This window comes from Paraliobacillus sp. X-1268, assembly GCF_003426095.1.
GTDB classification, from domain to species: Bacteria; Bacillota; Bacilli; order Bacillales; family Amphibacillaceae; genus Paraliobacillus_A; species Paraliobacillus_A zengyii.
In genome coordinates this window covers 747874-762340 of the sequence record NZ_QJSK01000001.1, presented here as the reverse complement: position 1 = coordinate 762340, position 14467 = coordinate 747874, and the positions used below count along the sequence as shown (strand labels likewise).

Sequence of the window (14467 nt, the reverse complement as noted above, 5' to 3'; positions counted from 1 at the left end):
AAAAGGCTTGCTAAAAGGTAACTAGTTCCTTTAGCAGGCCTTTTTATTGTTTAAAAGTGTTAATGTTCAACTTAAAGGGAATAAATAAGGAGGTAAAACGAATTTACTACTATTCAAATCATTAGAAATTATGCGTGTTTGTCAAAGGAGTGTGTATGCACGATGAAACCTGCTTTAAGAATAAGTGCTATATATCTAATTAGTGGAACACTATGGATTGTTTTTTCTGATTATTTATTGCAATCGATTTCACAGGAAACAATTATTCAAACGTACAAAGGTTTCATATATGTTTTAGCTACTGCCATTTTATTGTTCTTCATGGTTCGTCAATTAGTCAAAAAGCTTCAAGATGAAATAGATCATCGACTGTTGAAAGAACAAGTGCTTTTTCAGGTAATTAGCGAAAATGAACGATTTCGTCATTTGTTTGAACAAGCTCCTTCAGGTATGATGATTACCGATCCTTCAAAGAATGACAATCCACTTGTCTATGTAAATGATGGTTTTGAAAAAGTCACCGGATATAAAAGTAACGAGGTGATTGGTAAAAACCCTCGTTTTTTACAAGGGAAAGCTACCTCAGAGGAATCAAAAGATAAAATCAAACAGGCTTTAATCAAAAAAGAGTCGATTCAATTAGAAATACAAAACTACAAAAAAGATGGATCGATTTTTTGGAATGAATTAAAAATTACACCGATATTTAATGACAATAACCAATTGAACTACCTTACTGGTATTCAAAACGATATTACAGAGAAAAAGAATCAAACAATCTTAATTAAAAATCAATTAGATTTTGTAAAGACAATGCTCTCGACTACAAACCATTCCGAGATATTTTCGCAATTTACGCAAACGATTGAAAGACATTTAAACGTGCCATGTACTATTCTTCGAATGAATGAGGATAACGAAACATATCAATTATTCGCTTCCACATTAGTAACTGAATCGTTTAAAAAAGTTGTATATGACTTCTTTGGCGATAAGCTAGGCGATAAAGAAAAGATAGAAACATTTACTAAAAAAACACTTGTAGTTGAGGATATTTTAGGAGATGAGAGATTTAAAGCATTTTGGCCAATAGCAAAAAATAATGGTTACCGATCGTTTTGGTCCACACCAATAAAAACAAAAGAAGGAGAAACAATAGGTATCTTTAAGGTGTATAAGCAGGTTGATTTACCCTTTACTGAATTGGATTTACGTGTACTCGAGAGTTATTCATCGATTTTCGCAATGGCAATGCAAAATGTGCAATATAATGAAAAACTACAAAAAAGTGAGCGAAGATATCGTCTCATTGGTGAAAATTCTTCCGATATGATTTGTCTCTTAGATGAACAATTAAAAGTAGAATACTTTTCCCCATCGAATGTTCGTCTACTTGGAGCTGTTGATAAATTTGTCGATGTACAGAAAGCATTAACGGAAGAATCATTGAGTCGCTTAACTTCTTTTATTGAAATATTAAGGGAATATGGCCGACCAGATACGATTGAAGTTGAGCTTAAAGCAATTAATGATACTTGGCATTCATTAGATATTAGTGGAAGTCAATTTTATGATAGTGAAGAACAACAAACTAAAATATTGCTAGTAGCGCGTGATATTACCGAGAGAAAGGAATATGAAAATAGATTAAATCGTCTATTATATTATGATCCGCTAACACAATTACCAAATAACTATTATTTTAAAAAGACGCTCAAAACAACAATAAACAACAGAAAGCCTTTTAACTTATTGTTGTTGGATTTTGATCAAATGAAAGAAATTCGTAGTCTATATGGTGGTGGCGCGGAAGAAATAGTGTTAACTAAGTTAGCAGATGTCATGAAAAGGTCGTTAGCTGTAACCATGATCGCTCGTACTGGTGAATCCGAATTCTCTGTGTTATTAGAAGCGTATCCTGATCTAGATGAATTAAAACGACAAGTGAAGGGGCTTTTACGAGTTTTGGAAGGTCCATGGCATTATCATGTCCAAGAATTTGTCGCGACCGTTAGTATTGGAATTGTCTATTATAACGATCAATCAGCAGATACGATGCGATTTCAAGCTGAATGGGCATTACAAACTGCACGTAAAAAAGGAAAACATCGTTATCACATCTATCTTGATGAAGTATCACAAGGAACACATACGTCGATATCGATACAAAATGATCTTTATCACGCATTGGATCGAAATGAATTTAAGTTGCTGTACCAACCACAAGTGAACGTCAAAAATAATAATGTAGACGGTGTCGAAGCATTAATTCGCTGGGAACACCGAACATTAGGAATGATTTCACCAGGTGAATTTATTCCGATTGCTGAAGATACCGGTTTGATAATCCCGATAAGCGAATGGATTATTAAGGAAGTTTGTCTCGGAATGGTTCAATGGATCAAGCAAGGTAAGGAGCGTAATGCTTCTATTAATATTTCTTATCGACAAATGGAAGAAGAGGGTTTTGTGGATAAAGTCAAAGCAATCTTAGCCGAGACAAAATGTCCTGCTAACCGTTTAACATTTGAAATTACTGAAAATATGTTAATGAATGATTTATCACTATCTTTGCGGGTTTTAAAACAATTAAAAGCAGTAGGCATTCAACTATCTGTAGATGATTTTGGTATTGGATACTCCTCCTTATCCTATCTTAAAAAATTTCCAATTGATTGTTTGAAGATCGACCGTGCTTTTGTTAGAAGTATTCATGAAGATCCAAATGATTTTGCAATCGTACAAGCAATTATGGAGATGAGTCGAGCACTTGGATTAAAAGTTGTTGCAGAGGGCACAGAAACAGAGGCTAACATTCGGATACTACAAAAGCTCGGTTGTGACAATTTTCAAGGATATTGGTTTAGTCGACCAGTTGATTGTAATGAATTAGAAAAAAATGTGATGAAGATCTATCAAGAAAAACTACCTGTTTTTTCTTAATTAGCAGAGAACATTCAATAATTAAATAAAAAGTCTAATGGATGAAGCCTAATTACTAGCTTCTATAGGAGGTAGTAATTAGGTTGAAAAATAAAATTAAATTTAACACTTGAATTTATACCTTGTAGGGTATATGATATAAAAAGTAAGTCGATGTCATGTTGACGAACTTTTTATTTCTCTAATTTTATACCCGTATAGGTATATAGAGTTAATTTTGAAAGGAGTGGAAAATGTGGAAATTGTCTTTGTTAGTCTCGTTATCTTACTTACTTTTCTAGTAATAAAACGAATGTTTCCTGCGAAAGGAATTCGAATGATTACGACAACAGAATTGAAAAAAGAATTAAAGGACAAAAAGAAACAATTGATAGATGTTCGTACGGTTAACGAATTTAATGGCAATAAGATTAAGGGCTTTAAAAACATTCCGCTACATGAATTGAAACAAAAAGCTTTGACTGAACTAAGTAAAGGTAAAGAATTAGTTATTATTTGTCAAAGTGGAATGAGAAGCCAGCAAGCATGCAAACAATTAAAGAAATTAGGATATAACCAGGTGACGAATGTCAGAGGTGGCATGAATGCTTGGCAATAGGAGGTTTTATAAATGAAATTAACTGAAACAACAGCAAAAGAAATAGCACATAAAGTGATTAATAAAAAAGAATTATTCATTTTAGATGTACGAACAGAGGAAGCATTTAAGGATTGGAAGATCGAAGGAGAAAATTTCACTTATTTAAATATCCCTTATTTTGATTTAATTGATGGGGTTGAGGGTATCGAAGACCAACTTCCAAAAGATAAAGCTATACTAGTTGTTTGTGCAAAAGAAGGTTCGTCTGTAATGGTAGCAGAAATGTTAGCTAACGCTGGATTAACTGCCTCGTATCTTAAAGGAGGTATGAAAGCTTGGAGTGAACATCTTGAAGCCATTAAAGTTTCAGATCTGAAAGACGGTGGAGAATTGTATCAATTCGTTCGGATTGGAAAAGGTTGTTTGTCTTATATGGTCATTTCAGGCAAAGAAGCAGTGGTGATTGATCCGGTACGAATGACAGATATATTCACGGATTTCGCAACTGAAAAAGGTGTGAAAATAACACAGGTTCTGGATACACACTTACACGCAGACCATATTTCAGGAGGGCGCGCGATTGCTGAACAAACAGGTGCAACGTATTGGTTACCTCCAAAAGATGCAACAGACGTTACGTTTGATTATAAAGGTTTGGTAGATGGTGAAGTTATTACTATTGGTGCAACAAAAATAGCTATTCAGGCACTTTATACACCCGGTCATACGATTGGTTCAACTTCATTTATTATTGATAAGCATTATTTACTAACAGGCGATATCCTCTTTATCGATTCCATAGGCCGTCCTGACTTAGCGGGTATGGCAGAGGATTGGGTAAGAGATTTGCGTGAAAGTCTCTATGAGCGCTACAAAGAGCTGTCTGATGACTTGATCGTATTGCCAGCACACTTTATGATTATTGATGAATTAAATACTGATGGCACAGTAGCTGCTAGACTAGGTGATCTTTTTGCTTCAAATCACGGATTGAATATAGAAAATGAAAATGCGTTTAGAAAAATGGTAACGGAAAATTTACCACCACAGCCTAATGCATATCACGAAATTCGAGAAACAAATATGGGGAAAGTAACACCAGATAATGAAAAACAACGTGAAATGGAAATTGGTCCTAATCGCTGTGCTATCCGATAAAGGGGATTAGGGGGGATTCGTAAATGGTTTTTAGTGATATGAATATAGAATTTGTGCTTGTCATTTTTCTAATTGGATTTATTGGGTCTTATCTTTCTGGAATGTTAGGAATTGGTGGATCGATTATAAAATATCCAATGTTACTCTATATACCTTCACTTTTTGGAATAACAGCATTTTCTGCTCATGAAGTATCGGGTATAAGTGCAGTGCAAGTTCTTTTTGCAACGATTGGTGGCGTATGGGCATACCGTAAAGGTGGTTACTTAAATAAAGATTTAATTATCTATATGGGAGTGAGCATTTTAATAGGTAGTTTAATAGGTGGATATGGATCAAAACTAATGCTAGGTGAAGCAATTAATTTTGTTTACGGTGTCCTCGCTTTAATTGCTGCTGTGATGATGTTTATACCGAAAAAGGGAACGGATGACATTCCTTTTGATCACGTTACATTCAACAAACCGTTGGCAGCATTTCTAGCACTGATTGTCGGAGTTGGAGCTGGTATTGTTGGTGCAGCAGGCGCATTTTTACTTGTACCCATTATGCTCGGTGTCCTAAAAATACCAATAAGAATGACAATCGCTTCATCTTTAGCAATTACCTTTATTTCATCGATCGGTTCGACAATTGGGAAAGTCACAACAGGACAAGTGGAATATATGCCAGCGGTTATTATGATTGTCGCCAGTATACTAGCATCACCACTTGGTGCTAAAACAGGTAAAAAAACAAATGCAAAACTATTACAAATTATTTTAGCGGTATTAATTGCAGGAACCGCAATAAAGATTTGGTTGGATATTTTAGATAATTAAGCTATTTTTTTATAGTCAATTAAATACCTGTACACGTATAAGTATTTATAATAAGTAAGAATAGGAGGATAACTATATGGGAGCAACAAAAAAAACAACAATTGTCTTATTTAGTGGAGATTATGATAAAACAATGGCAGCTTACATTATTGCAAATGGTGCAGCGGCATACGATCATGAAGTAACAATATTCCATACGTTTTGGGGTCTAAATGCACTAAGGAAAGAAAATCACGTTCCTGTTAAAAAAGGTGTCCTTGAAAAAATGTTCGGCAAAATGATGCCTAAAGGTGCTGATAAAATGGGCTTATCAAAAATGAACTACATGGGAATGGGACCAAAAATGATTAAGCAAGTAATGAAAAAGCATAATTCGATGCCATTACCAGACTTAATTGATATGGCTAAAGAGCAAGACGTCAAGCTAATTGCTTGCACGATGACAATGGATTTATTAGGCTTACAGAAAGAAGAGTTACTAGACGAACTAGAATATGGAGGGGTTGCCGCATATATCGGTGATGCCCAAGAGGGTAACGTTAACTTGTTTATCTAATTATAATTAATGGAGGGTGTAAATAATGAAAGAAATTACGGCAGAAGAACTAGCAAATAAAATAGCAGACAAAGAGAAAGTAAACTTAATTGACGTTCGTGAGGAATTTGAAGTGGAAGAAGGGAAAATCCCACAAGCAAAACATATCGCATTAGGCGAAGTTGAAGAACGGATGGATGAATTAGATAAGAATAAACATTACTACTTGATATGTCGTTCTGGTGCTAGAAGTGGTAACGCAGGACAATTTTTAACTGAAAAAGGATATGATGTAACGAATATGACAGGTGGCATGCTTGCTTGGCCTGGTGAAGTAGAGTAATAACTATAAAAGTGTAAAAACAATTAGGAGGAATTAGAAATGGAAAGTACAAAAGTGTTAGATGCAAAAGGTTTGGCTTGTCCAATGCCAATCGTAAAGACTAAGAAGGCAATGGCAGATTTGCAAGCTGGGGATATTTTAGAAGTACATGCAACAGATCAAGGTTCACAGAGTGATTTAACTGCATGGGCTAAATCAGGCGGACATGCATTAGTAAAAGATACAGATGAAGGCGACGTTCTTAAATTTTGGATTAAAAAAGGCGAATAATATTACGCAAGAGAAAGGTGGTAGATTAGATTGTTTCATTATACGGTAGAATCAAATAAAACAATCCAAGAAACGGTACAAGCCTTAGAGGTGAATTTAAAAGAAGAGAAGTTCGGTATCCTTTGGCAATTTGATATTAAAGAAACGTTAAACAATAAAGGAATTGATTTTGAACAACCTTATCTTGTATTAGAAGTATGTAATCCAAAGGAAGCCGCTAATCTTTTAACTAAAAATCAATTGGTTGGTTACTTCTTACCATGTAAAATTGTATTATATCAAGATACAGGTAAGACAAAAATCGGTATGCCAAAACCAACAGCATTAATTGATTTAGTAGAAGAGGAAGCATTAGTGGCATTAGCAAAAGAAATAGAAGATAAGTTGATTCGTGCAATAGACAAGAGTATATAATAAAAGCGGTGGATTCATTCACTGTTTTGCTCAAGTGAAAGTTGAAACGCTTCATGCATTGGCATGGAGCGTTTCTTTTAGCTGAGCAAAAAAAGTAAAAACAACAAAGCAAACTGGTGCAGAAAACGTTTGAATTATAGCGAACGATTTGATCGTAAAGTTAGACTTGAATCATGTAAAAAAAACTGTATAATTGTAAGTCATATAAATTGAATATTCTAATAAATCGGAGAAGGGGAGGATTAATAAAATGGCAAAAACAAAATTTGATGCGCATAATAGATGGCAAATGCCTGATACATATGTCATCCTATTTCTCGTATTATTATTAGGTGTGGTAGCTACATATCTCATCCCATCAGGATCATTCGAAAGAGAAATGATAGATGGCGTAGAGCGTGTTCTACCTGGTACATATAGTGCAGTTGCCGGTTCAAATCTGGGAGTTATGACGTTATTCAATGCTATTCAGATGGGGATGGTACAATCAGCTGATATTATTTTCATGGTATTATTTACTGGTGGTGCTTTTGAAATTATTGAACGATCTGGAGCGTTAAAAGGTGCTATTAATCGAGCAGTACTGTTGACTCGTGGGCGTGAATTCTGGATGATTGCAATTATATCTACATTATTCGCCTTAGGTGGAGCAGTTGGAGCAGTTGCTAACGCAGTAATAGCCTTTGTTGTGATTGGTGTTATTATTGCTCGTACATTAAAATTAGATCCAATTGTTGCAGTAGCCATTACATTTGGTGCAAACTTTGCAGGATTTAATGTCGGTTTTATTAACCCATACACAGTAGGGATTGCGCAGGATATTGCTGGCTTACCTCTTTTCTCAGGTTGGTTGTTACGTCTTGTTGTTTTCATAATTATTCTTTCGATAACGATAGGCTACACATGGCGTTACGCTAAAAAAATTATGGCTGATCCAAGTAAGAGTTTAATGGGTGTCTATGAAGATGAAGACGAAGTAGAAAAACTGGAAGATGAATTTACTATTAGACATAAATTAATGCTTAGTTTTGTTGGGCTTGGTTTGGTCTTTTTTGTTTATGCCTCCACACAATTAGGATGGACAATTAGTAATATGGCTGCTTTCTTTGTGTTAATTGGGATTGTGTCTGGTATTATTGCGGGTATGCACTATAATACCATTGCAATAACCTTTATGGATGGCACAAAGAAACTTGTTTATGGGGCACTTGTTGTTGGTCTTGCCCGTTCAGTTATAATCGTATTAGAGGATGGACAAGTACTTGATACCATTGTTTATGCGTTAAGCGTACCACTTGAAAACTTCCCGCCAATACTATCAGCAATAGGAATGTTTATTTCAAATGGCGTATTAAACTTTTTGGTTAACTCTGGTAGTGGTCAAGCAATGATTTCAATGCCAATGCTTGCACCTTTAGCAGACATGGTTGGTGTGACGCGTCAAGTAGCAGTTCAAGCTTATCAATTTGGGGATGGATTGACTAATAGTATATTCCCTACATCAGGTATATTGATGGCAAGTCTTGCAGTTGCTAATGTACCATGGACAAAATGGATTAAATTTATGTTTCCGTTATTTGTTATTTGGTTTATTATTGCAATTATTACCTTATCAATTGGTGTTCTCATTAATTGGGGACCATTCTAAATAAAAATTCTGCTATGTTAATTACACAAATGTAGATAGTTTAACCATTTTAACGATGATTCCTGCATGAAACAGGATTAAAGTATGTAAAGGAGTATCCTAAAGTGAGACGTTGTTCAAGTGTCTTCTCTATAGGATACTTATCTTTTTTTAAGTAAATTCTATTAATTTTTATCTTATCAAGTTTCACGACTTGCCCCCACTAAACCTTCATATTTAAGTCTTCTAGTTCTAAGTAGTCTAGTTTCACATAAGCATCTTTTATATTTTCTTCATAGTTATCTTTTGTGGATTCAGCAATTTCTAATATCGATATAAGCTTTGGTATATACAGTCGGTCATTCTCTTCAGAAAAATCAGTATGTTGGTATACATCTGACAAGCTTATAGCATTCCTTTTACTTTAATAGTTTGCTTTCTGTGATTGGTCTATTATACTAGAATAGATCAGAAACTTTCATGTCATAAACAAATTTTATTAAAGCGGTGAATAGAATGTTAGAGGATACAGGAGAACGTGTTATTCCTGAAAATATGAGCATAATGAATGATTTATTAATTGAGCACGTTGCAAGATATCACTTTGCGCTTTCATTTATTAGTGGACGTGTATTAGATTTTGCTACTGGAACGGGTTTTGGTACCCATATTATTGCGAAAAAGTTAAAGAAAGAAATAGTTGAAGTAATTGGATTTGATATTAATAACGAGGCTCTGGAGTATGCTAAATATCATTATTATCATCCAAAATCATCTTTTTTTCAAGAAGATGTGACCGATCTGAGTTTACCTGCGCGTTATGGTACATTTGATACGATCGTTAGTTTTGAAACAATTGAACATGTAGAAGCAGAAGAGCAATTTTTATCGAATGTGTATCGTTTATTAAAGCCCGGGGGGAAATTAATTATGTCTACTCCTTTCGGTAATGGAAGAGGTAAACCATGTGGCTCACCGTTTCATATTCATCAATTGACCCCAGAAGAGTTTGAACGTTTATTCACTGATTATTCAACAGTCACCCATTACGTCCAAAATGGTGCACTAATCGAACCAAGAGACCATGCAACATTAGACTATCACCCCATAGGAATTGTAGTTTGTGAAAAATAAAAGCTATCTTCTAGAAAATTATAATTTATGCCTGAATTTCTATAAACTACGACATAGCGTCCTTGCGCTGAAATTATCATTAACTGTGAATTAATAGGATTTCTTGACCCGCTACTCAAGTGAAATTGACTCCCTTTCCGCAGGCACGGCTTCAGCTAAATCGAAAACAAAGTACGTTTTCGATTGGATCTTCAGCCCGTGGGATTGCGATTACTCATCCCATCAAAAACATTCGCTGTTCCTGCAGGAGTGTCGCCAATTTCACTTGATACGCTAATATTCATCTGCCTATCGCTAACAGAGAGTATAAATCTGCACATAAAAATGAATGGATTTAAATCATGTTTTATTAGCTGGAAATTAGCATGTAAATTATTATTTTCATCTAGTTTAATCCATCTTTTCTATCTATACGGATATCGTTTGTAATTAGACATCAGCTAAGGAAGCAAATGGATGACACTCCTGTGGGAACAGCACAAGTTGAAGATCCACTCGGAAAGCGATTTTTGCTTATCCGAGTTAGCTGAGACTGTGCCCACGGAAAGGGAATCCATTTGCTGACGAAGCGGGTAAGAGGGCCTTCTGTTACGTCGCAGTTTCGCTCAACTAGAATCTTAAACAATAATAATTTTTGTGAAGACATATTCCAAAATAAATATTCAGATAAGCTAGACATTAAAATTGTTTGGCTTCTTTTTTGTGTGAATTTTTTTGTTTATTCTAAATAGGAATGAAAAATAATGGACAATCATATTTTAAAGTAGAAAGGTAGGTATGCTATGCAACAAGGAATAGATTTAACTATAGGAATAGTTTTTGGTGCCGGAATGTTATCTTTTTTATCGCCATGTACCTTACCCATTTTTCCTGCTTATTTATCCTACATAACTGGAATGAGTGTAAAAGAATTACAAGAACACAAAGATATAAATGTACAGGCACGTTTATTACTCCATGCTGTTTTTTTTCTATCAGGAGTATCAATGGTTTTTTTAGGCTTAGGTATTGGCGTTACGTTATTCGGACAGTGGCTGCAAGACATATTATCCGGACATTCTGGAATACTTTTGCAACGAATGGCAGGGATATTCATCATAATGATGGGATTATTTGTAGGTGGTTGGTTAAAAATTATGCCACTTATGAAAGATACACGTAAAAGATTTAAAAACAAACCTACAGGCTTAATTGGTAGTTTCTTTATTGGTATTGGCTTTGCTGCTGGATGGACACCTTGTATTGGTCCGATATTCGCTTCTGTATTGGTTATCGCAACTAGTAATCCGACTCAGGGAGCTATTTATACAATTATTTATATTATTGGCTTCGCATTACCATTTTTAATATTCACCTTTTTCTTAAGTTATGCGAAATGGCTTGTGCGTTATACCGGGATTATCACAAGAGTTGGCGGTGCAATGATGTTATTATTTGGTATGTTATTATTCACTGGCCAGTTAGCTAAACTATCAAATTTCTTACTAAAAATTATTCAAGATACATGGTTATCCAATTTAGGTTAGGAGGCGTTTAGTTGAAAAAGAAGATGATGATCCTTATCTTAGCGGGCACGTTTAGTTGGGCTGTATATGACTTTATAAACAATAAGGAAACAGAAGTTGAAATCATACAGCTAACAGAAAATGTGGAAAACCAGATGCAACAAACAAGTGAAGGATTAGATATTGGTGACATGGCACCAAACTTTCGTTTAAAAACAGCAACTGGGGGGAATATAGAACTAACAGCATATCGTGGGGAACGAGTAATGCTAAATTTTTGGGCAACTTGGTGTCCGCCTTGTCGAACGGAGATGCCTGATATGGAAAGATTATATAATGAAAAGGATGTACAAGTTATTGCGGTTAACTTGACACAATCAGAGGCTAAAATAGAAGATGTTACGGATTTTATTACAGAAAATAAATTAACTTTTCCTATTCTTTTAGACGAACAACTAGAAGTAGCGACAACGTATGGTGTTAGACCAATCCCAATTACTTATATGATTGATTCGCAGGGTGTAATTCAAGATAAATCTTTAGGAGCATTGAGTTATGAACAGATGGTGGAAGCAGTAGACAAAATGGAATAATATCTATATAGATTTTATTTTTTTAATATGTGATATAATTAACAAAGTGTAGATTTCATTGTTAAAGCTTTTGCATATTTTAATGAAGAACTAGGAACAGTAAATGTAATTCATTATGCACAATTAGTTAATTTGTGGGATAAATCTTGGAAAAGACTAGACATTTTCAAGTCATTAGATTATAATGATTATAAAATGATAACAATTATAATTAATTGGAGGAATTTATATGACAACTAAAAATCAAACATTACAAGATCAATTAAATCAATTAGTAGCAACACATGGTGTGTTTTTCACGAAGTTACATCAGCATCACTGGTACGTAAAAGGGCATAACTTTTTTGTTCTTCATGAAAAATTTGAAGAATTATATAATGAAGTAAATGAAAAGTTTGATGAATTTGCAGAACGACTTTTAACTATTGGAGGAAATCCTTATTCTACGTTAAGCGAATTTTTAGCTAATGCAACGATCAAGGAAGAGCCTTATACAGAGCATGTTCCAGCTGAATCTATGGTTAAGTCAGTAATTAGTGATTATCAGATAATCCAAAGTGATTTAGCAAAAGGGATCGAACTTGCTGGAGAAGCAGGTGATGATATCACAGAAGATATGTTAATTGGTTACAAAACTAGTGTAGACCAAACATTATGGATGTTATCAGCATATGTAAGCAAATAAGGCTAGACATACAAAAAAGCATTACGACCTTCATTAAGGTCGTAATGCTTTTTTCTTTTGGATTTTTAATAATAATCCGGTTAAATATGTACACTTTTTTGTAGATCATATAAAATACGTTAGTATAATAACGTTAGTATTCCCAAAGGTAGGTGAGAAAATTGTGCAATATAGAAACTTGGGGAAGTCATAAAATTGTAACAATTCTCACCTACATTAAAATTGTAACAGACTATGTTGAGTAAGGGAAGTAATCGATTAAAAATCGGTCCAAAAGAGGAGCGTTTTAGGTCTTAAGATGTAGAAAATCTTCTTATATGTAAGAAGGCAGAGCAAGTAATTTACCTTGCTTTGCCTGTTCATTAATTTTACATTATCTTAATAAAATGACGCACCTACAATAATTAAAAGAATAAACAACACAACTATTAGCGCAAATCCGCTACCAGCACCTGTCGCTACAGGAGTAGCACAACCAGCACCATAGCCGGCACCATATCCACCATGATAACCCATGTTCTATCACCACCTTACTGTCTTAACTACTTATAGACTATGTAAAAAACAATAAGTGTTGAGGGCAAATGACTATATTAATATGAATTGGGCTTTATATAATTATAAAATTGCATAGGAACAGCATTTTACATGCATTTTTGTTTTTTTGAAAATAGTACGTAAGAATATCTTACAAAAGAAGCGAAACCTCTAGAAACCTGTGTTACATTTAATACATAGAAATTGTGAGTATCCCAACAATACTTACAATATTCATTTCATTGCTCTCCGTTTATTTTAAAGTGTCTGCTATGTAAAATTAGCAATAAAGAAGCCAAAATACCCCCTGTGTTTTGGTTTTTTTATGCTCTTTTTTAGTTGACATTGTTAAAGTATGTTTTTGCTCATTTGATTTACAGGAATTAATGTCCTGGAATGAATTTAATTATAACAAGAGAGTATAAAATATTTTAATACAAAATATGGTAATTAATGATATACTTATCTAAAATAGAATGAGAGATTATAATGACAAATAACATTGATGCATTTTCGAATAGTTTAGAAAGTTATCGTAATTACACAGAAATGCCTTGGGGAAAGTTATTTTACTCAACAGTTCTCTCACAAATAGAACAACATTTAAGTGGTCAAAAATACGTTTTAGACATTGGATGCGGATTTGGCTTAACGGCTTTATCTTTAGCACAGAAAGGTTTTAAAGTAATGGCAGTTGAACCTAATAAAGAGTTGTTAAACATGGCTAAAGAGAAAGCACTTGATAGCGGTGTCGCTATTGAATTTAGGAATTTAAATATGACACAACTGGATTCTTTTGAATGTACTGTTGATTTTTTAATTTGTCATAATGTGCTTGAATATGTGGACAATCCCGAAAAAGCGATTAGAGACTTGGCTGATAAGACAAAAAATAAAGGATATCTATCGTTAATTACTCATAATCCATTGGCAAACGTATTGAAAAAGGCAATAGTAGATAAATCACCGGCAAAAGCGTTAACTTATATTGGGAAAAAATCAGATTATAGTGCAGTGATTGGTGCAGAAACGTCACTCTATACAAATGATGATATTCAGAAATGGTTGAATAATGCTGGATTTAAGGTCGTGAATCGTTATGGTGTTCATAATTTATACGGATACATAGACAACGAATTTAAGTTTGCTCCTGATTGGAATAAACAAATGACTGAACTGGAGATGCAAGTCAGTAGTATTTCTCCTTATCGAGATATTGCTGTTTTCACGCATACAATTGCTCAGCTAACATAATTAAGCTAATCCAAAAAGGAAAAGTAGCATGTTAATTCATGAAATGAGAAAATATATGTGGAACAGTG

16 protein-coding genes are annotated in these 14467 nt (G+C 34.2%); 14 read left to right on the top strand and 2 right to left on the bottom strand.

The annotated features are described in order from the left end of the window. Positions 1-162: 162 nt before the first annotated feature. The 9 genes from D2K62_RS03870 to D2K62_RS03830 all read left to right on the top strand — a co-directional run bounded on the left by D2K62_RS03870 (position 163) and on the right by D2K62_RS03830 (position 8712). Entirely contained in the window at positions 163-2943 is a 2781-nt protein-coding gene (locus D2K62_RS03870) for an EAL domain-containing protein (RefSeq protein ID WP_117160931.1), read from the top strand. 292 nt (positions 2944-3235) lie between these two features. Further along, positions 3236-3541 (top strand): rhodanese-like domain-containing protein, encoded by a 306-nt coding sequence (locus D2K62_RS03865; protein ID WP_117160998.1) that lies wholly within the window; start codon positions 3236-3238, stop codon positions 3539-3541. Between the two features lie 12 nt (positions 3542-3553). After that, positions 3554-4681 carry an MBL fold metallo-hydrolase gene (locus tag D2K62_RS03860; protein WP_112180591.1) on the top strand — a complete coding sequence of 376 codons (1128 nt, stop codon included), beginning with the start codon at positions 3554-3556 and terminating at the stop codon, positions 4679-4681. Between the two features lie 38 nt (positions 4682-4719). Then, positions 4720-5502, top strand: coding sequence for a sulfite exporter TauE/SafE family protein (locus tag D2K62_RS03855; RefSeq protein WP_112182687.1), 783 nt, complete (start codon positions 4720-4722; stop codon positions 5500-5502). 76 nt (positions 5503-5578) lie between these two features. Beyond that, on the top strand, positions 5579-6058 hold the full coding sequence (locus D2K62_RS03850; RefSeq protein ID WP_112180592.1) for a DsrE/DsrF/DrsH-like family protein: 480 nt from the start codon (positions 5579-5581) through the stop codon (positions 6056-6058). A 25-nt stretch (positions 6059-6083) separates the two neighbouring features. Next, positions 6084-6380 carry a rhodanese-like domain-containing protein gene (locus D2K62_RS03845; protein ID WP_112180593.1) on the top strand — a complete coding sequence of 99 codons (297 nt, stop codon included), beginning with the start codon at positions 6084-6086 and terminating at the stop codon, positions 6378-6380. A gap of 39 nt (positions 6381-6419) precedes the next feature. Further along, the gene (locus tag D2K62_RS03840) at positions 6420-6650 is read left to right on the top strand and encodes a sulfurtransferase TusA family protein (RefSeq protein WP_112180594.1); all 231 of its coding nucleotides are present in this window, start codon (positions 6420-6422) and stop codon (positions 6648-6650) included. Positions 6651-6680: 30 nt separating this feature from the next. After that, positions 6681-7064 carry a DUF302 domain-containing protein gene (locus D2K62_RS03835; RefSeq protein WP_112180595.1) on the top strand — a complete coding sequence of 128 codons (384 nt, stop codon included), beginning with the start codon at positions 6681-6683 and terminating at the stop codon, positions 7062-7064. A gap of 250 nt (positions 7065-7314) precedes the next feature. Next, positions 7315-8712: a YfcC family protein gene (locus D2K62_RS03830; protein ID WP_232824252.1), complete on the top strand. Its 1398-nt coding sequence runs from the start codon at positions 7315-7317 to the stop codon at positions 8710-8712. Between the two features lie 202 nt (positions 8713-8914). Here D2K62_RS03830 and D2K62_RS03825 read toward each other — a convergent pair whose 3' ends face one another. After that, entirely contained in the window at positions 8915-9094 is a 180-nt protein-coding gene (locus tag D2K62_RS03825) for a hypothetical protein (protein ID WP_112180596.1), read from the bottom strand. A gap of 113 nt (positions 9095-9207) precedes the next feature. On the opposite strand from D2K62_RS03825, the gene D2K62_RS03820 reads away from it, so the two are divergent. From D2K62_RS03820 to D2K62_RS03805, 4 genes are all read left to right on the top strand, one after another. Further along, complete coding sequence (locus D2K62_RS03820) at positions 9208-9825, top strand: class I SAM-dependent methyltransferase (protein ID WP_112180597.1); 618 nt, start codon at positions 9208-9210, stop codon at positions 9823-9825. Between the two features lie 782 nt (positions 9826-10607). Further along, positions 10608-11351 (top strand): cytochrome c biogenesis CcdA family protein, encoded by a 744-nt coding sequence (locus D2K62_RS03815; RefSeq protein WP_112180598.1) that lies wholly within the window; start codon positions 10608-10610, stop codon positions 11349-11351. 11 nt (positions 11352-11362) lie between these two features. Beyond that, entirely contained in the window at positions 11363-11923 is a 561-nt protein-coding gene (locus tag D2K62_RS03810) for a peroxiredoxin family protein (protein WP_232824253.1), read from the top strand. A 229-nt stretch (positions 11924-12152) separates the two neighbouring features. After that, positions 12153-12608 carry a Dps family protein gene (locus tag D2K62_RS03805; RefSeq protein ID WP_112180599.1) on the top strand — a complete coding sequence of 152 codons (456 nt, stop codon included), beginning with the start codon at positions 12153-12155 and terminating at the stop codon, positions 12606-12608. Positions 12609-12986: 378 nt separating this feature from the next. Here the strand turns inward: D2K62_RS03805 and D2K62_RS03800 are convergent, their stop codons facing one another. Further along, a complete protein-coding gene (locus D2K62_RS03800) occupies positions 12987-13124 on the bottom strand; it encodes a YjcZ family sporulation protein (protein WP_112180600.1) in 138 nt (45 codons plus the stop codon). A gap of 510 nt (positions 13125-13634) precedes the next feature. Between D2K62_RS03800 and D2K62_RS03795 the strand changes: the two genes are divergently transcribed. After that, the gene (locus D2K62_RS03795; RefSeq protein WP_117160930.1) at positions 13635-14399 is read left to right on the top strand and encodes a class I SAM-dependent methyltransferase; all 765 of its coding nucleotides are present in this window, start codon (positions 13635-13637) and stop codon (positions 14397-14399) included. Positions 14400-14467 lie beyond the last annotated feature (68 nt).